This is a genomic window from Nocardia kruczakiae NBRC 101016, from assembly GCF_001612965.1.
Lineage (GTDB): Bacteria > Actinomycetota > Actinomycetes > Mycobacteriales > Mycobacteriaceae > Nocardia > Nocardia kruczakiae.
On the sequence record NZ_BDBL01000002.1, the window covers coordinates 82,369 to 100,800 of the forward strand.

At 67.3% G+C, this 18,432-nt stretch carries 18 protein-coding genes; 2 read left to right on the top strand and 16 right to left on the bottom strand.

The annotated features are described in order from the left end of the window. Window positions 1-29 precede the first annotated feature (29 nt). On the bottom strand, window positions 30-878 hold the full coding sequence (locus NK1_RS01780) for an ABC transporter permease subunit (RefSeq protein WP_063006858.1): 849 nt from the start codon (window positions 876-878) through the stop codon (window positions 30-32). After that, window positions 875-1,867: an ABC transporter ATP-binding protein gene (locus NK1_RS01785; RefSeq protein WP_084460503.1), complete on the bottom strand. Its 993-nt coding sequence runs from the start codon at window positions 1,865-1,867 to the stop codon at window positions 875-877. Before NK1_RS01785 ends, NK1_RS01780 begins: the two co-directional genes overlap by 4 nt. A gap of 126 nt (window positions 1,868-1,993) precedes the next feature. On the opposite strand from NK1_RS01785, the gene NK1_RS01790 reads away from it, so the two are divergent. Next, window positions 1,994-3,232: a sensor histidine kinase gene (locus NK1_RS01790; protein WP_245660303.1), complete on the top strand. Its 1,239-nt coding sequence runs from the start codon at window positions 1,994-1,996 to the stop codon at window positions 3,230-3,232. A 34-nt stretch (window positions 3,233-3,266) separates the two neighbouring features. Next, window positions 3,267-3,932, top strand: coding sequence for a response regulator transcription factor (locus NK1_RS01795; RefSeq protein WP_063006859.1), 666 nt, complete (start codon window positions 3,267-3,269; stop codon window positions 3,930-3,932). A 27-nt stretch (window positions 3,933-3,959) separates the two neighbouring features. On the opposite strand, the gene NK1_RS01800 is transcribed toward NK1_RS01795, so the two are convergent. From NK1_RS01800 to NK1_RS01865, 14 genes are all read right to left on the bottom strand, one after another. Continuing rightward, window positions 3,960-4,868 carry an LLM class flavin-dependent oxidoreductase gene (locus tag NK1_RS01800; protein WP_063006860.1) on the bottom strand — a complete coding sequence of 303 codons (909 nt, stop codon included), beginning with the start codon at window positions 4,866-4,868 and terminating at the stop codon, window positions 3,960-3,962. 76 nt (window positions 4,869-4,944) lie between these two features. Continuing rightward, on the bottom strand, window positions 4,945-5,577 hold the full coding sequence (locus tag NK1_RS01805; RefSeq protein WP_245660304.1) for a phytanoyl-CoA dioxygenase family protein: 633 nt from the start codon (window positions 5,575-5,577) through the stop codon (window positions 4,945-4,947). A gap of 307 nt (window positions 5,578-5,884) precedes the next feature. Beyond that, a complete protein-coding gene (locus tag NK1_RS01810; protein WP_063006861.1) occupies window positions 5,885-8,434 on the bottom strand; it encodes an ATP-dependent Clp protease ATP-binding subunit in 2,550 nt (849 codons plus the stop codon). A gap of 294 nt (window positions 8,435-8,728) precedes the next feature. Beyond that, complete coding sequence (locus NK1_RS01815) at window positions 8,729-9,694, bottom strand: esterase/lipase family protein (protein ID WP_063006862.1); 966 nt, start codon at window positions 9,692-9,694, stop codon at window positions 8,729-8,731. A gap of 116 nt (window positions 9,695-9,810) precedes the next feature. Further along, on the bottom strand, window positions 9,811-10,434 hold the full coding sequence (locus NK1_RS01820) for an FHA domain-containing protein (protein ID WP_063006863.1): 624 nt from the start codon (window positions 10,432-10,434) through the stop codon (window positions 9,811-9,813). 186 nt (window positions 10,435-10,620) lie between these two features. Further along, window positions 10,621-10,986: a histone-like nucleoid-structuring protein Lsr2 gene (locus NK1_RS01825; protein ID WP_030517338.1), complete on the bottom strand. Its 366-nt coding sequence runs from the start codon at window positions 10,984-10,986 to the stop codon at window positions 10,621-10,623. 114 nt (window positions 10,987-11,100) lie between these two features. Continuing rightward, on the bottom strand, window positions 11,101-12,567 hold the full coding sequence (gene lysS, locus NK1_RS01830; RefSeq protein WP_036497454.1) for a lysine--tRNA ligase: 1,467 nt from the start codon (window positions 12,565-12,567) through the stop codon (window positions 11,101-11,103). A 165-nt stretch (window positions 12,568-12,732) separates the two neighbouring features. After that, complete coding sequence (locus NK1_RS01835) at window positions 12,733-13,170, bottom strand: rhodanese-like domain-containing protein (RefSeq protein ID WP_036497453.1); 438 nt, start codon at window positions 13,168-13,170, stop codon at window positions 12,733-12,735. Beyond that, window positions 13,167-13,826 carry a cupin domain-containing protein gene (locus tag NK1_RS01840; RefSeq protein WP_084460505.1) on the bottom strand — a complete coding sequence of 220 codons (660 nt, stop codon included), beginning with the start codon at window positions 13,824-13,826 and terminating at the stop codon, window positions 13,167-13,169. The genes NK1_RS01835 and NK1_RS01840 overlap by 4 nt, the downstream gene beginning before the upstream one ends. Before the next feature lie 176 nt (window positions 13,827-14,002). Further along, entirely contained in the window at window positions 14,003-14,797 is a 795-nt protein-coding gene (locus NK1_RS01845; RefSeq protein ID WP_063006864.1) for a type III pantothenate kinase, read from the bottom strand. 21 nt (window positions 14,798-14,818) lie between these two features. Beyond that, window positions 14,819-15,238 (bottom strand): aspartate 1-decarboxylase, encoded by a 420-nt coding sequence (panD, locus tag NK1_RS01850; protein ID WP_030517343.1) that lies wholly within the window; start codon window positions 15,236-15,238, stop codon window positions 14,819-14,821. A 14-nt stretch (window positions 15,239-15,252) separates the two neighbouring features. Further along, window positions 15,253-16,206, bottom strand: coding sequence for a pantoate--beta-alanine ligase (gene panC / locus NK1_RS01855; RefSeq protein ID WP_063006865.1), 954 nt, complete (start codon window positions 16,204-16,206; stop codon window positions 15,253-15,255). Next, on the bottom strand, window positions 16,206-17,189 hold the full coding sequence (locus tag NK1_RS01860; protein WP_084460506.1) for a Rossmann-like and DUF2520 domain-containing protein: 984 nt from the start codon (window positions 17,187-17,189) through the stop codon (window positions 16,206-16,208). The genes panC and NK1_RS01860 overlap by 1 nt, the downstream gene beginning before the upstream one ends. A gap of 221 nt (window positions 17,190-17,410) precedes the next feature. Continuing rightward, on the bottom strand, window positions 17,411-18,394 hold the full coding sequence (locus NK1_RS01865; protein WP_063006866.1) for an AurF N-oxygenase family protein: 984 nt from the start codon (window positions 18,392-18,394) through the stop codon (window positions 17,411-17,413). Between the last annotated feature and the right edge of the window lie 38 nt (window positions 18,395-18,432).

The following is an 18,432-nucleotide window of genomic DNA, read 5'->3' on the forward strand; positions in this document are numbered from 1 at the left end:
ACGATTGCCGCGCGAGGCCGCGCGGATGGTCACGTCATATCGCGACGCACCATCAATACCACTGTGCCGCAGGCGAATACCGCGATATACGCCGTCAGGACGAGAAACGACGCCGGTCGCGACAGGATATCCAGGACGCCCGGCGTCGCGGCGCCGCCCACACTGCGCATGGCCCCGGCCGCCGAACCCGCCGCGGTTCCCGGCAGATGGTCGGTGATCGCCCGGATCGGCGAGAAGATCGAGGCAACGCCGCGCAGCAGATTCTCCACCACCAGCACCCACACCAGTCCCAGCCCGACCGCCAGCGCCGGACCGCGCGCGATCGCCGCGATCAGCGCGCCGGCCAGCGTCCACATACCGAGGATCACCACGCCGGTCGCGAGGCCGAGCAGGGTGTGCGCGGCCGTCGGCAGCGTCGGCGTCTGGTGCTCGGCGACCCCGATCACCGCGGCCACACCGGTGTCGACCACGAACGCCGCACCGACCAAGCCCACCACCACACTCGTCAGGGCCAGCACGGTGCCGCCGACCACCGCGCGGCGCGAAGGCCCTTGTGTGAAGACGGTTTTCCAACTGCCCCAGCCGTATCCGCTGCCCACCACCAGCGCCCCGAGTACCAGCATGAGCGCACCGCCGAACATCGCCATGCCCTGGGTGAACACCTCCGGCACGGCCGCGGGCAGCATCAGTTGCAACAGCACCTCGCGCGGTTGCCCGTTCGACATCCGGGAACTGCTGCCCGAGGTGTAGGCCAGATAGTTGAACAGATAGGCGAAGACGAGATTCAGCGCGATCCAGGTACCGAGCACGATCCAGAACGCGGGCCACTTCCGCAGCCGCGCGAATTCGGCTCGGGTGCAGGCCAGTACGTCGTTCATGGGTGCTCCTGTTTCGTCATCTCGAAGAACACTTCCTCCAGGGACTTCTCGTCCGTGCGCAGCTCCAGCAGATCCGCGCCGGATGCGATCACCGCGCGCGCCACCTCGGGCGCCATTGCCCTACCGGCATCGACTCTGATGCCAGCGGCGGACAGCTTCGCACGATGTTCACCCACCACCCGGCGCACCGCTGGATAGGCCGTCTCCAGCGGCTCGGCGCGCACCAGAAGCGTTGCCGCGCCGCGCAGTTCGCCCACCGTCGATTCGGTGAGCAGCCTCCCGCCGGAGATCACACCGACCCGATCGCAGATTTCCTGCACCTCGCCGAGCAGATGCGAGGAGAGCACGACGGTGTGCCCGTCGGCGGCCAAACCGGTGACCAGTTCTCGCATTTCGGCCATGCCGGCCGGATCCAGCCCGTTGGTCGGCTCGTCGAGGATGAGCAGATCGGGGCTGCCGAGCAGGGCCGCGCCGACGCCGAGGCGCTGTTTCATGCCGAGCGAATAGGTGCGGAAGCGGTCGTCGGCCCGGTCGGCGAGACCTACCCGCGCCAGGATCTCGTCCACCTCGGCGAATCGGTCGCGACGCCGGGTACCGGCGGTGCGCTCGGTCCGGTGGTAGCGGGCCGGCACCCGCAGGTTATCGCGGCCGGACAGGTACGGATAGAAGCCGGGCCCTTCGATCAGAACGCCGATGCGCCGCAACGACTCCGGTTCGCCGGGATTGCGGCCGAGTACCGTCGCGGTACCGGAGGTCGGTGCGATCAGCCCGACGAGCATCCGCAGCGTCGTCGTCTTACCGGCGCCGTTGGGACCGAGGAATCCGTAGATCTCGCCGCGCCGCACCGTCATGGACACCGCGTCCACGGCCGTATGGTCGCCGTACTTCTTGGTGAGCGCGTCGGTGACCACGACCTCGGCTGCGGTCGACCGAGCCTGTACGGACGTGCCGGGAAGGGCGCCACCCGGATCCGCATTCGATCTGTTCATATCTCGACCATCCGCTTCGACCTGCGGCGACACATCCGTCACGGTGCCCGCCTCGGCGTACGTATCTGGACGTATTTCACGGCGCGGGGGCTCGCTGCGCGGCGCGGCGGGGTTACCGTTCGAACTGTGCAGTCGAGTAGGCGGCCCGGCGCCCGGGATGTGATGCTGAGCGTCGTCGTGGCCGCTGTCCAATTGGGCGCCGGACATGCGGCGAATGCGCATCAGTCCGGCGTGCGACCACTGGATGCGCTGGGATACGCGTTGCTGGTGGCCGGCCCGCTGCTGTTGGCGCTGCGCGCGATATACCCCCGGGCCGTGTTCGTGGGCGTACTCGCGGTCACCGTCGCCTATCTGCTGGTCGGCTACGGCTACGGACCGGTCTTCGTATCGCTGGTCATCGCCTTTCTGACCGCGGCCTCGCGCGGCTCCCGCTGGTACACCTATCCGCTGGTGCCGCTGGGATATCTGCTGATGGTGTGGCCGGTGCCCGCCCTGCGCGGCCACGGCCCCGGGGGCTGGCCGGTCGCCGGGATCCTGGCCTGGCTGGTGGTGCTGATCGCGATCGCCGAGGGGATCCGGCAGCGGCGTTCGGCGCTGATAGCACGGCGTCAGCGCGCCGAGGCGGCGCGGCGCAACCGGGAGGCCGAACGCGCCCGCGAACTCGCCGAACGCGAACAGCGTGCGGCCCAGGAGCGGCTGGCCATCGCGCGCGAACTGCACGATGTGCTCGCGCACAGCCTGTCGCTGATCAATGTGCAGTCGTCGGTGGCGCTGGAACTGCTCGACCGCAAACCCGAACAGGCCGCGACCGCGCTGTCGGCGATCAAAGAGGTCAGCCGCGATGCGATCGGTGAGGTGCACAGTCTGCTGCGCTCGATCCGCGCCGGCGCGGAAACCGTTGCGGCGCCGACCGGTCCGGCGGCCGGCATCGGCGATCTGGAATCATTGCTGGCTCCGACCCGTGCCGCCGGGGCGGTAGTCCACACCCGGATTTCGGGTACACCGCGCCGGCTGCCGGTGGTGGTCGGCGTGGCCGCCGCCCGCATCGTGCAGGAAGCGCTGACCAATGTGCTGCGACACGCGCCCGGCGCGGAAACGACGGTGGTTGTGGATTATTCACCGAGCGAGCTGTGCATCACTGTGGACAACGAGCGACCGCCGAATTCTCCACAGTCGTCCACAACCGGTGGCGGGAACGGGATTCCCGGCATGGTCGAACGCGCGCACGCACTGGGCGGGGCGGTGTCCGCGACGCCGCGCGCCGACGGTGGGTTCCGGGTGGACGCTCGACTACCGATCCCGGTGACCGCGGCCGGCGAGCCCGCCGCGCCCGCCCCTCCGGTCGAACCACCCGAACCTTGGTGAGCGGCTCCGAATACCCTGAGCTACAGGAGGTTTCGTGAACGACATTCGCGTCCTGGTCGCCGACGACCAAGCCCTCGTACGCGCCGGATTCGCCGCGCTGCTGGACGCTCAGGACGGGATCGCGGTCGTGGGCGAGGCCGACAACGGTGAGCACGCGCTGCGGCTGACCCGGGAACTGCGCCCGGATGTGGTTCTGATGGATATCCGGATGCCGGTGCTCGACGGCCTCGCCGCGACCCGGGAGATCGCCGCCGATCCCGATCTCACCGGTGTGAGAGTGGTGGTCCTCACCACCTTCGAACTCGACGAGTACGTCTTCGAGGCCATGCGGTCGGGCGCCACGGGTTTCCTTGTCAAACACACCGAACCCGCGGATCTGGTGCGGGCGGTGCGGGTGGTCGCCGAGGGGGACGCGCTGCTTTCGCCCAGCGTCACCCGCCGCCTGGTCGCCGAATTCGCCACCCACGCCAAACCCGCACCCACCGCGGCCCTGTCCGAACTCACCGACCGTGAGCGCGAGGTGATGGCGCTGGTCGCCGAAGGGCTCACCAACGCCGAAATCGGCCGGCGTCTCTTCATGAGCCCCGCCACCGCCCGCACCCACGTGAGTCGAATCCTGGTGAAACTCGGCGCCCGGGACCGGACGCAACTCGTGGTGATGGCCTACGAATCCGGTCTGGTCCGCCCCGGCTGGCAGTGACCCGGCCGCGGTCGCGGCGACTCGGGGTCAGCGACCGAATTCCGCGGCCACCGGGATCACCTCGCGCCCGAGCACCTCCAGGGGCGTCAGCTCGTCGACGCCGGCCACCCGTCCGATCACCAGGTCGATCCCCAGATCGGCCATCCGCTTCAGCTGCCCCAGCACCTGACCGACGCCGTCCCCGCCGGGTCCGAGGTCGAAGGCGAAGACACAGCTCTTGCGGATCTCACGCGGATCGCGGCCGATCTCCACGCACAGCCGGTCCAGCAGTTCGATCTTGCTCGCCAGCTCCGGCCCCGGTCGCAGGCTCGCCACATCCGCGTACCGCGCCACCAGCGGCAATGTGCGCCGCTCACCGTCCCCGCCGATCAGCACCGGCGGATGCGGGCGATGCCCGCCCGACAGCGGATTCCGCACCACCTGCGGAGCATTCAGCGGGCGCTCGACGTGAAAGTGCTTGCCGGGTACGGGTTCCGCGCCACCCCGCTCGCCGGTCCACATGGCACGGCAGATCCGCAGCGTCTCCTCCAGCATGTCGTAGCGGTCGCGCAACGGCGGAAAGGGCAGGCCGTAGCCCTCCACATCGCCGGTGGAGGTGCCCGTCCCGATCCCCAGCCAGGCCCGGCCGCCGGACAGCACATCCAGCGTGGTGACCAGCTTTCCGAGCATGGCCGGATGCCGATAGTGCACCCCCGACACCACCGCGGTCAGCTCCACTCGTGAGGTGTGCGCCGCGATGAACGACAGCGTCGAATACGCCTCCAGCACATTCTGTTCTACATGCCCCAGCCAAGGGCTCTGCCAGAGATGATCACCCACCGCGACGACCGAGAATCCGCTCTCCTCCGCCGTGCGGACCACCTCGGCCAGACGCGATCCGATGCGTTCCGAGGGGGTGTCCAGCGCGACGTTCGTCAGATGCAATCCGATATCCATGACTCCCACCCTCTGCCTCCCGGCAGCGCGAATCATCCGCCCGGAGAACACATCCCGGGTACGTCCCCGCGCGTAGTCAGCGGGTGGCGCCGAGCTCGAGTCCTCGCCGAATCGCCTGCTCCACCGGTGAATACGCACCGTCGGGCCGGTCCAGCACGCACGGTTCGCGCAGCTGCAGCGGCGGCTGGGCCATGAATTTCGGGTTCCGGCCGCGATGCGCCTGGGCGGCGTGCACCAGGAACGGGTGACACAGATACACATCACCGGCCCGGCCGGTCGCCGTCACTTCCGGAAGACCCTCGGTGGCGGCGAAGTCCTCGACCAGGTCCGACATCGCGACCCCGGCCGCACCGTACGGTTCCAGCACCTTCGCGATCCGCAGATGCGAGCCCACCCGGATCCGCGTCGGCGCATCGTCGGGGCCGACGTCGGAGAACAGGAACAGCATCAGCAGACCCCGGCCCTGCGACCGCACGTTGATGCGCCACCGCAGATAGTCCTCCGGATCCTCGCCCGGGAAACTCGCGTCGATATGCCATCCGTCGTCGCCCGGCGACTGCTCGCTGGGGAACCGAATCGGGAAGGTGCCCAGCCCCTGGAACGGTACCCAGCGGCCAGCACCGACCAGCCGATCACACGCCTGTGCCAGCAGCGGACTGCGTGCGGCCCGGGCGAACGGCGGGTCGGCGAATCCGGGCAGCCGGACCACCGGCCGGGTCCACGTTCCGGAATCCGCCGGATCGCATCCGGTTGCGCGCCACAGGATTCCCGCGCCTCGGCCGCGGTGGATTCGGAGAACGCACCCTCCACTCGGACGAACCCCTCGGCGACGAAACCCTCCACCTCGGCATCGGTCAGCACACAGCCCTCTTTCCAATCGCGAACATCGCCAGAATGGAACATTCGCCCGCGCGGGCGCCACTCATTTTGTGCGCGTGCGACTGCTGTGCGCATACGACGATGCCGGTCACCCCGCGGTGCGGGATGACCGGCATCCACCGATCTGTGCGGACTACTTACTCGCCCGAGGCCTCGGGAGTGGGCTCACCGGCGCCGGCCAGCGCCGCGACCGGTTCGGCCTCCGCCTTCGCGGGCTTGGCCTTACCCGCGAAGGTGAACTTGGCGTCCTCGCCGGCACCCTCGCCGTCCCAGTTCTCGACGTCGACCTCGACGATCTGGCCGGGGCCGATCTCGCCGAACAGGATCTTCTCCGAGAGCTGATCCTCGATCTCGCGCTGGATCGTCCGGCGCAGCGGGCGGGCGCCCAGCACCGGGTCGAATCCGCGCTTGGCGAGCAGGCTCTTGGCCTTCTCGGTGAGCTCGATCTCCATGTCCTTGTTCCGCAGCTGGGTCGCGACGCGGTTGATCATCAGATCCACCATCTCCACGATCTGCTCGTTGGTGAGCTGGTGGAAGACGATGACGTCGTCGATACGGTTGAGGAACTCCGGACGGAAGTGCTTCTTCAGCTCGTCGTTGACCTTGAGCTTCATCCGCTCGTAGTTCGAGCCCTCGTTGTTGGACTGGGCGAAGCCCAGACCCACGGCCTTCGAGATGTCGGAGGTGCCGAGGTTCGAGGTGAAGATCAGCACCGTGTTCTTGAAGTCCACGGTCCGGCCCTGGCCGTCGGTGAGGCGACCGTCCTCCAGCACCTGCAACAGGGTGTTGTAGATCTCCTGGTGGGCCTTCTCGATCTCGTCGAACAGCACGACCGAGAACGGCTTGCGCCGCACCTTCTCGGTGAGCTGGCCGCCCTCCTCGTAGCCGACGTAGCCCGGAGGGGCACCGAACAGCCGCGAGGCGGTGAAGCGGTCGTGGAACTCGCCCATGTCGATCTGGATGAGCGCGTCGTCGTCGCCGAACAGGAAGTTCGCCAGCGCCTTGGACAGCTCGGTCTTACCGACACCGGACGGACCGGCGAAGATGAACGAACCGGACGGGCGCTTCGGATCCTTCAGGCCGGCGCGAGTACGGCGGATGGCCTTGGAAACCGCCTTCACGGCGTCTTCCTGGCCGATGATCCGCTTGTGCAGCTCGTCCTCCATGCGGAGCAGACGGGTGGTCTCCTCCTCGGTGAGCTTGAACACCGGGATACCGGTCCAGTTGGCCAGCACCTCCGCGATCTGCTCGTCGTCGACCTCGGCCACGACGTCCAGATCACCGGAACGCCACTGCTTCTCCCGCTCGGCGCGCTTGGCGACGAGCTGCTTCTCCTTGTCGCGCAACCGCGCGGCCTTCTCGAAGTCCTGCGCGTCGATGGCGCTTTCCTTCTCCCGGCGCGCATCGGCGATCTTGTCGTCGAATTCGCGCAGGTCCGGCGGAGCGGTCATCCGGCGGATGCGCATCCGCGCACCGGCCTCGTCGATCAGGTCGATCGCCTTGTCCGGCAGGAACCGGTCGTTGATGTACCGGTCGGCCAGCGTGGCCGCGGCAACCAGCGCGCCGTCGGTGATGGACACCCGGTGGTGCGCCTCGTAGCGGTCGCGCAGACCCTTGAGGATGTTGATGGTGTGCTCGACCGTCGGCTCGCCCACCTGGACCGGCTGGAACCGGCGCTCCAGGGCGGCGTCCTTCTCGATGTACTTGCGGTACTCGTCGAGGGTGGTGGCACCGATGGTCTGCAGCTCACCGCGGGCCAGCTTCGGCTTCAGGATCGAGGCCGCGTCGATGGCGCCCTCGGCGGCACCCGCACCCACGAGCGTGTGCAGCTCGTCGATGAACAGGATGATGTCGCCGCGGGTGTTGATCTCCTTGAGCACCTTCTTCAGGCGCTCCTCGAAATCACCGCGGTAGCGGCTGCCCGCGACCAGGGAACCCAGGTCGAGGGTGTAGAGCTGCTTGTCCTTCAGCGTCTCCGGCACCTCGCCGTTGACGATGGCCTGGGCGAGTCCCTCGACGACGGCGGTCTTACCGACGCCGGGCTCACCGATCAGGACCGGGTTGTTCTTGGTGCGGCGGCTCAGCACCTGCATGACGCGCTCGATCTCCTTCGAGCGGCCGATGACGGGGTCGAGTTTGCCTTCGAGTGCGGCCTGGGTCAGGTTGCGCCCGAACTGGTCGAGGACCAGTGAGGTGGACGGCGTCCCGGACTCGCCACGAGCGCCGGACTCCACCGCCTCCTTACCGCCCTGGTAGCCGGACAGCAGCTGGATGACCTGCTGCCGCACCCGGTTGAGGTCGGCGCCCAGCTTCACCAGCACCTGGGCCGCGACGCCTTCGCCCTCACGAATCAGGCCGAGCAGAATGTGCTCGGTGCCGATGTAGTTGTGGCCGAGCTGCAGCGCTTCGCGCAGGCTCAGCTCCAGCACCTTCTTGGCCCGGGGGGTGAAGGGGATGTGACCGGACGGCGCCTGCTGGCCCTGCCCGATGATCTCCTCCACCTGGCTGCGCACACCCTCGAGCGAAATTCCCAGCGACTCCAGGGACTTCGCCGCGACACCCTCACCCTCGTGGATCAGGCCCAGCAGGATGTGCTCGGTGCCGATGTAGTTGTGGTTGAGCATCCGAGCCTCTTCTTGGGCCAGGACAACGACCCGCCGCGCGCGGTCGGTGAACCTCTCGAACATCGCTCCCTCACTTCCTGCTCCGCTATCCACGGCATCCGGCGCTGCTGTTGTGCTTCGTGCTTCACACCTGTGGCGCCAGCCTGCCATGAAGCCCTGGGGTTGCATCCCCCGCCTCTACTGTAGTTGGCGGGGGTCACGGCCGTCGTCCGTCCACCCTATTGCGAACTGGCGACAACGCGAGTCATACCGTTCTAACGCGACTCCGACCCGGATCGTTTCCCCAGCAACTACGCCCACAGCTGAATTTTCCGCGTCCGCTTCGCGACGGCGGGGTTCGCGGCCCCGGGCACGGAACTATCCGGTGATCGGCGGGATGAAGTGGCAGGGCACCGGCCGCGGATCGTCCGGATCCAGGGCGTTGAGCGCGAACGCCGCCGCCCGGTCGCTGCCCGCGATGCCCGCGTGCTCCGAGTAGTCCGCCGCGCAGCCGTCCTGGACCACGACGTTCGTCGTGTTCGGGCCGGGCACCAGGGCGACGGTGTACGGCACCACCAGCTCGTCGTAGCGGGTCTCGATATTGGTGTAGGTGACGTCCGGGTCGTAGACGCCGTCGGCATTCAGGGAACGGATGAAATCCGTGCTACCCGTCATCTGCGCACAGGCGGCACAGGGGCTCGCCCCCAGGGCGGCGTCGAAGGCCGGCCCCGCCCCCAGGCGTCGCGCGATATCGCGAGCCGGGTCGATCACCGGGCCGAAGGTGCCCAGCCACGGCGCCGCGATCGCCACGAACTTGTCGACCTTCTCGGCACCGCCCAGTCGCTTCACGAAGTAGTTGCCCACCAGATTGCCCTGCGAATGCGCGATCAGATCGACCTTCTCGGCGCCGGTCGCCGCAAGCACCCGGTCCACGAACTCCGCGAGCTGCGCCGAACTGTCCTCGATCGGCCGCATCCCGCCGATCGCCGAGAGCGGCCACGGCAGATCGTAGGCGCCGTAGGTCAGCGAATAGACGCAATATCCCTCGTTGGCCAGCAGCGGCGCGTACACGCCCCAGTTCGTCTGCGCCCCGCCGCCGGTGCCGTGCACCAGCACGACGGGTTCGGGATGGGCGTCGCTGGGCCGGCACGACCAATCGTCGGCGCCGGGCAGAGATCCACCCGGATTTCGCAGCTCGTAGGGAATGCCGGAGAAGAAGTTGTAGTCCACCGGATATTCGGCGTGGGCCGCGGCGGCGGCGGTCACCCACAGAATGCTCGAGATCGCCAGGACGAGCGCGGCTCCGAGCGCCCGGCGCGGCAGATGCGCGATATGAGACGGCATCGGGATCCCCTCCCAAAAAAACTAGAACGTGTTTCAACACGCTAGCGGGAAAAGGGACCATTCGGATCGATACCGACGGGTAACCGGAATCGCCGGTCACATCCGGCGGCCGCGTATCAGAGGTCGCGGTGCGAGATGATGCCGTTCTGGATGGCCAGCGCCGCCAGCCGCACCCGCTTCTGATTCTGCGGCAGGTCCTCCACGCCGAACTTCGAAAACAGCGCGCGCAGATGGGTTTTGATCGCATCCACGCTCAGGTACAACTCGTCGGCGATCTGCTGATTGGATGCGGGCGTGGCGAATTCGGTGTTGCCGCGATACGGGCGGCACAGCGCGATCAGTACCGCGCGCTGGGTATCGGTGAGCGATCGCGGACTCGGGACCGAGCCGACCGAGGTCCGGGTCGCATCGTCGACCGTGCCGGTGTAATCGTGGAACGACAGCGTCGAGGTGCCGACCCGGATGCGATCGCCGGCCTCGAGCCGGCGGCGGCCGGCCAGTCGCTCCCCGTTGACGAAGGTGCCGTTGCGCGACAGTCCGTCGTCGACGATCGTCCAGTGCGCGCCCAGATATTCCACGGCCGCATGCAGTCGCGACACCTCGGCGTCCCAGCCCAGCGACAGATCCGCCTGCGGCGAACGCCCGATGGTGATGCGCTGATGATCCGGCGTCAGCGTCAGTTCGTGCCGGTTGCCGGTGTCGTCGATGAACCGGAGAAACGATTCGTGAATGTCCGTCACCGCGTTGCTACCCCCACCCTCGTACCGCCAGTGACGTGGTCTGCATAGGCCCCATGGTGCCGCGCCGACGCGGCGGCGAGCAAGATCACCACGCCGTCACCGCATCGAAATGCCGCTGCCGCCCGGACGTCGCACGATTCCTCCGGGCGGCAGCGGCACAGACGCAGCCGGGTCTTTTCGACCGCCCTAGTTGTTGCGGCCGACTTCCTTGTGGTAGCTCTCCACGACATCGGCGGAGATGCGACCACGCGCGGAAACCTTGTGGCCCTTGCGCCGCGCCCATTCCCGAATTGCCGCACTCTGTTCGCGATCCATGGAAACTCGGCCCTTCGGCGCACCGGTGGTCGCACCGACCGGCTTGCTGCGCCGGCGACCGCTCACCCGACGGGCATTGGCGACCCACACGTCCAGCCCGTCGCGCAGCTTCGCCGCATTCGCCGCGGACAGGTCGATCTCGTACGAAACACCGTCGATCGCGAACTCGATGGTCTCGTCCGCAATGGACTCACCATCGACATCGTCGATCAAGCTAACGGTGACCTTCTTTGCCATGAGATGAACGTCCTCTCGAAATCGTGCGACCCGGATACCAGGCCGATGCCCGAGTCGAGAATACCTCTAGATACGAAATTTCCAAGACGGGGAATCGGCATTCAAACCCGGTACTCAGCGACCGGACGGACGCACAATTGGGAAGAGTATGGTTTCCCGGATTCCGAGTCCGGTCAGTGCCATCAGCAAGCGGTCGATTCCCATACCGGTACCCGTTGTCGGCGGCATACCGTGTTCCATGGCGGCGAGGAAGTCCTCGTCCAGCCGCATGGCCTCGTCGTCACCAGCGGCGGCCAGTCTGGCCTGGTCGACGAAACGTTCCCGCTGCACGACCGGATCCACGAGTTCCGAATAGCCGGTGGCCAACTCGAATCCGCGGACATACAGATCCCACTTCTCCGTGACGCCCGGCTTACTGCGGTGCTGCCGCGTCAGCGGCGACGTCTCCACCGGGAAGTCACGCACGAAAGTAGGGGCATAGAGCTTGTCGCCATAGCTGTGTTCCCACAGTTCCTCGACAAGTTTGCCGTGGCCGTAACCCTTGTCCGGAGGAATTTCCAGGCCGACCCGATCGGCCAGTGCGAGCAATTCCGGAACAGTAGTTTCCGGCGTTACCTCGACCCCCAGCGAATCGGATAGCGAAGGATACATCTCGACGGTGTTCCACTCACCACTCAGATCGTATTCCGTGCCGTCGGCGAGCGTGACGACCTGAGTGCCGAAGACCTCTTGCGCGACTTCCTGGATCAATTCCCGCATCATCAGCGCGGAATCGTCGTAGGTGCCGTAGGCCTCATAAGTTTCCAACATCGCGAACTCGGGCGAATGCGTCGAGTCGGCGCCCTCGTTACGGAAGTTGCGGTTGATCTCGAAGACCTTCTCGATGCCGCCCACCACACAGCGCTTCAGGAACAACTCCGGCGCGATACGCAGATACAGATCCATATCCAGCGCATTGGAATGGGTGACGAACGGACGCGCCGCCGCGCCCCCGTGCAGGGTCTGCAGCATCGGCGTCTCGACCTCGAGGAAACCCCTGCGCTCCAACGCATTTCGCAGTGCGCGCACCGCCGCGATCCGGGTGCGGGCGTTCTCCCGCGCCTCGGGCCGCACGATGAGGTCCACATAGCGCTGCCGGACCCGCGACTCCTCGCTCAGCTCCTTGTGCGCCACCGGCAGCGGACGCAGCGATTTGGCCGCCATCGACCAGGAATCGGCCATCACGCTCAGTTCCCCGGTACGGGAGGAGATGACCTCGCCGTGCACGAAGACGAAATCACCCAGATCGACATCGGCCTTCCACGCCGCCAGGGCGTCGGCGCCGACACCGTTCAGGCTGATCATCGCCTGGAGCTTGGTGCCGTCACCCTCCTGCAGCGTCGCGAAGCACAGCTTGCCGGTATTGCGCATGAAGATCACGCGGCCGGCCACACCGGCCTGCACTCCGGTGCTGGTGTCGGGCTCGAGGTCGGGATAGGCGGCGCGGATCTCGGCGAGGCTGTGGGTCCGCGGCACCACGACCGGATACGCCTCGACGCCCGCGTCGATCAGCCGCTCACGCTTCTCCCGGCGGATCCGCATCTGCTCGGGAACGTCGACTTCCGCTGCGGCAGGATGCGATTGCCCCGCAGGAACCCGGCCCGCGGAGCCACCGGACGAAGGGCTGTTCGGGGTGCTCACAGCGAACCACCCTATCGTGCGCCGGAAATCGTTTTGCGCGCGCCCGACCCCCGCTCACCCGGGCGATTACAGCGAGACGAGTGCGTTGATCTCACCGGCCAGATGCGGTGCGCCGGCGGCCACCGACAGCAGCCCCGCGGCCTTTACCGCCTGATAGCCACCGACCAGATCGGTGGCCCGGTGCAGACCCAACTGCTGCAGTGCCGCGGCCGCCAGACTCGACGTATAGCCCTCCGAGCAGACGATCACCCATTCCCGGTCGTGATCGGTGGCCAGTGCGAGCCGCGCGGAGCTGGTGGGGTCCAGGCGCCACTCCAGCACGTTGCGCTCGATCACCAGCGCGCCCGGCAGGGTGCCCTCCTTGACGCGCTGGGCTTGCGGGCGAATATCGACCAGCAGGGCGCCGCGCGCGATCGCCTCCGGCAATTCGAACGCGTACATGCGCGTCAATCGCGCACGCGCTGCCTCCAGCATGTCATTGATGGTGAGATGCGTGTGCGTCATTTCACATCGCCTTCGGGCTGGTCCGTGAGCACGGTACGGGTGCGCCGCAGCGTTCCGTGACCGGTCACTTCGTAATACGACATGGCGGACAGAGGTGGTGAATACGCGTGCACCGACAGCGTCGGATTCGACGGTTCGGGCACACCCGCGACGTGGTCCGGGGCACGCACCACGTCGTGCACCCAGCCGAGCGGGAAGGAGGCCTGATCGCCGGCGGCGAGGGTGCGCTGCCGCAATTCCTTACCGTTCCAGCGGAATTCCGAGAGCGCGCCGCTCAGTACGGTCAGCGCGCCGAGCGAGCCGGCATGGTCGTGTAATTCCGTCGACCGGTCCGGCACCCAGCTGATCAACCAGACGTCGACCTCGTCGTCGGCGAGAAGGCGTACCGCCCAACGGTTTTCGGTGGGCCACACGCCGGCCGACGGCAGCAGATGATCGAAGCGGCCGGCCAGGACGTCCTCGGCACCCTCGTCGGTCAGCCGCAGCAGATCCGCCGGACGCAGCCGGGTTGGCAACGCGGACGAGACCGAGCGATCGGTGACCTCCGCGGCGAGCCGGTTGGCCGGGCGAGCGGGCGGCAACTGCCCCGTCCGGCGACGCGCGGCGTCACCGCTCGCGGCGGAGGTAACAGCAGAGGTGATTACAGAGGAACGCATGAGCGAAGCTCCAGGAGTAGTGGATGGCCGAGGGCGGATACGTAGCCTCGACAATCAGCCGAGGCGAATCAGCCTCGACAACACTCCTGGGTGCTCACGCGGAAAGTCACGAGCCGAAGTCTAGCAGGGTGGTCGGCGCGTGCAAGAGCGGTGTGTTCCACCCCACAGCAGCGCCGTCACGGGCGGCGGCGCTGCTGGTTGCGCTCGTAGACCAGACGCAGCCCGTCCAGGGTCAGATGCGGCTCGAGGTGATCGATGGTCTCGGATTCGGGGACGATCAGCGGTGCGGTCGGACCCGTCGCCACCACCGACACGTCGTCACCGGCGAAGGCGTCGAGCTCGTCGCGGATCCGATCGATCAAACCGTCGACCAGCCCGGCGAAGCCGAACACCGCACCGGACTGCATGCATTCCATGCTGTTCTTACCCACCACCGACCGCGGGCGGGTCAGCTCCGCGCGCCGCAGCGCACTGCGGGCCACCAGCGCCTCGGTGGAGATCTCCACCCCGGGCGCGATCGTCCCGCCGAGAAACTCTCCCTTCGCCGACACCAGGTCGACACAGATGGCGGTGCCGAAATCGACCACGATCGCCGGCGATTCGAAACGGTGATATGCCGCAAGGCAATTCACGATCCGGTCGGCGCCGACCTCTTTCGGATTGTCGACAAGCAGCGGAATTCCGGTGCGCACACCGGGTTCCACCAGCACGTGCGGCACGTGCGACCAGTAGCGGCCCAACATGGTTCGCAACTCCCGCAGCACCGGCGGCACCGTCGACAGGGCCGAGACCCCGACCACCTGATCCAGCCGCTCGCCCACCAAACCCCGTACCTGCATGGCGAATTCGTCGGCGGTCAGCAACGGATTGGTGTGCACACGCCAGGTGTGCACCAGTTCCGCATGCGCACCGCTGCCCGAGAACAGGCCGATCTCGATACTGGTGTTGCGGACGTCGATCGTCAGCAGCATCCTCGCCCCGCTGCCCGCGGCTCAGGCGAAGGTCAGCGAGCGCGGCGAGGTCAACCCCGAACCCTCCGGGGCGTGCGCCGGGTCCGAACCCAGCTCGACCGGACGGTTGCGGTCGTCGACGAACACCACCCGCGGCTGGTACTCGCGCAGTTCGGCCTCGTCCATCATGCCGTAGGCGATCAGGATGACGAGATCACCCGGATTCACCAGATGCGCTGCGGCGCCGTTGATTCCGATCACGCCCGAACCGCGCTCACCGGCGATCACATAGGTTTCCAGCCGAGCGCCGTTGTCGATATCGACGATGCAGACCTGCTCGCCCTCGAGCAGATCGGCGGCATCCATCAGATCCGGGTCCACGGTCACCGAGCCCACATAGTGCAGATCGGCGTGGGTCACCGTGGCGCGGTGGATCTTCGACTTCATCATGGTGCGCAACATCGTGGTCGCCTTTCCTATGCGTCGGCCTGGGCAGGCTGGAAATCGGGGATAGCGTTGTCGCCGCCCGCGGCGGGGACGGTGACGGGGACGTTGTCGATCAAACGGGTGGCGCCGATGCGGGCGGCCACCAGCAGACGAGCGTTCCCGCTGCTCGGAATGGGTCCCAGATCCGAACCGCGCAACTCCAGGTAGTCGACATCGACACCGGTCGCGCCGTCGAGCACCGAACGGGCCGCGGCCACCACCGCGTCGGGTCCCCGCCCTGCCGCATGCCGGCCCGCGGCCAGCGCGGCGGACAGCGTGATCGCCAATTCGCGCTGCTGCTCGTCCAGATAGCGGTTGCGCGAGGACAGCGCCAGGCCGTCGGATTCGCGCACCGTGGGCACCGCGACGATCTCGACGTCGAAGTTCAGATCCCGGACCATCTGCCGGATCAGAGTCAGCTGCTGATAGTCCTTCTCGCCGAAGAACGCCTCGTGCGGACGGACGATCTGCAGCAGTTTCGCCACCACCGTCAACATTCCGGCGAAGTGGGTCGGTCGGCTGGCGCCCTCCAACTCGGCGCCGAGCGGTCCCGGATGCACCGAGGTGCGCGGGCCCTCCGGATACATCTGGGCCACGCTCGGCGCGAACACCAGCGCCACGCCCTCCTCGCGCAACAGCGCCACATCGCTGTCGAGCGTGCGCGGATACTTGTCGAAGTCCTCGTTCTCGCCGAACTGCAGCGGATTGACGAAAATCGACACCACCACAACCTGATTCGTGCGCTTGGCGCGGCGCACCAACTCCAGATGGCCCTCGTGCAGGGCACCCATCGTCGGCACCAGCGCGACCGTACGACCCACCCCGCGCAACGCGGAGGTCACCGCCGAGAGCCCGGCCGGCTCGTGCACCACCGTCAGCTCGCCCGGGCGATACAGGGTGCGCAACTGCTGCGGGGTCAGCTTCTTCGCTCGCGAATTCGACATCAGTGTCCCTCCAGCAGACCGATCAGATCCGGGCTCGTGCGGGCCAGTTGCGCCGTCCGCAGCGACATCGCGCGATAGCCCGCGGCCAGCTCCGGATCGGCCGCGGCCAGTGCCTCCAGGTGCGCCGACACCGCGAGGGCGTCACCACGCGCCACCGGACCCGTCAAGGCGGGCAGACCACGGCGCAGCGCGTTGTCCAGCGCCGCCGACGCCAGCGGCGCCAGCATCCGCTCCGCCAAACCGTTGGGCTGCTCGTCGACCACCTGCTGCCCCAGCAGACCCGGACCGTCCAGCGCCGCCCGCAACGCCGCCACCGCATCGACGATCAGAGTGACCAGATGATTACTGCCGTGCGCGAGAGCCGCGTGATAGAGCGCCCGGTTCTCCTCCGGCACCCGCACCGGTTCGCCGCCCATCTCGATCACCAGCGACTGCGCGATCGCATAACCGATCTCGTCGGCCGCGGTGATGCCGAAACAGGCATTCGCCAAGCGGGCGGTGTCCTCGTCGTGGCCGGTGAAGGTCATCGCCGGATGGATCGCCAGCGGGCGGACACCGGTCAGCGGGGACAGCACGGCCACGCCGTTCGCCCCCGAGGTATGCGCGACGATCGTTCCCGGGCGGACTACCTGCGCGGCGGCCAAACCGGCCACCAGACCGGGCAGTTCACTGTCCGGCACGGCCAGGATCAGCAGTTCGCTGCGCGCCGCGATCTCCTCCACCGGCAAGATCCGCGACTCCGGCAACCGCGTCCGCGCCCGATGCCGCGACGCATCGGAAATCGCGGACACCCCGAACACCACATGCCCGGCGCGCTCCAGCGCGACACCCAGCGCCGAACCCACCCGGCCCGCCGACACGATGCCGACCGTCAGCCGAGCGGGCGCCGGATCGGAGCCGGAAACAGCGGACGAGCCCGATACCGCGGACGCGGCGGGGCGCGATGAATCGGCCTCGTCGGGCCGCGAAAAATCGGAGGTCACCGTTGTCCTCTCGGAAGGCGTTCCAGTCCCGCATGGCGGGTACCGGACGTTACGAGTCGAGAATAGGTAGTGACCGGGCCCCCTGCCAGGGGGCCCGCGCGTGATATTTCCCTCAGTACTTCCGGCCTGCGCTTCGCTTCGGCGGGGTCTCGGCCCACCAAGGTGAACGGCTCGCAGATGTGAACCTGTTCGGTTTTCGGGGAGCCGACGGCAGCCGGCGCCTACGCGGCCTTGCGGGCGGGTTCGCTGCGGTAGCGGGAGGTGGGGCCGTGGATGCCCAGGAGGCGCCAGGCGACCTTGGCCACGGGGTTCATCAGGCCGCTGGTGGTGGCCAGGGCTCGAACGTCGCCGAAGATGTTGCGCATGGTGACCTGGGACTCCGCGCTACCCCAGTAGGCCTCGCGCATCACCTCCGCGGGGATGTCGAACTTCTCCACGAACTCCCTGGGCGGAGTCATGATCATGTCGAGCATGATCCGCATCGCGGTCGGGAAGAGCAGCGACAGCACGAACTTCGTGGCCGGATTCATGCCGGGCACGTTGCGGCGCAGATATTCGTGCGCGAACGAGATGTGGCGGGCCTCTTCGGCCACGTGGATCTGCATCACCCGCTGCACCATCGGATGCAGGTCGGTACCGGCGCGCAGCAGCGACTTCTGCAGGTGGTCGATGGGTTCCTCACCGCCGAGGATCATCGTGAAGAACAGCTCGGGGAAGTACTTCACGGCCGGCCAGATGATCATGGTGAGCTTGCGGTCGATGGTGCCCATGCCGACCACATCCTCGCCGATGCGGTTGATCATCTCCTGGAACATCATCGTGTGGTTGCACTCTTCGGCCGCCTCGTGCGTCACGTAACGGAATTCCGGATCACCGTTGGGCACCGACACCAGGTACTGCATCAGGCCACGGATCAGCAGCTGTTCGAAATCCAGGCCGACCTTGGCGATGCCGGCCTGCCGCCACATACCCATCGCGATCTGGCGTTCCAGCGGCTGCGCCTTGTACCAGGGGTGGCGGCCCAGCGGGTCCTCGTCCGGCATGACCCAGCGGGTGTCGGTCGGATCGACCGCGAATTCCGGTGAGTCCCAATCGATGTCGACGTAGGGATCGAAGTTCTTGTGGACCGACCCCTCGGACAGACCACGCAGGATCTCGTGATACTCGGGATCGGCCGACGTGTTCTTTACAGCAGTGGACAGCATCTTCGGTGTCTCCTTCGCATACTTATCCTGCGAAAGTT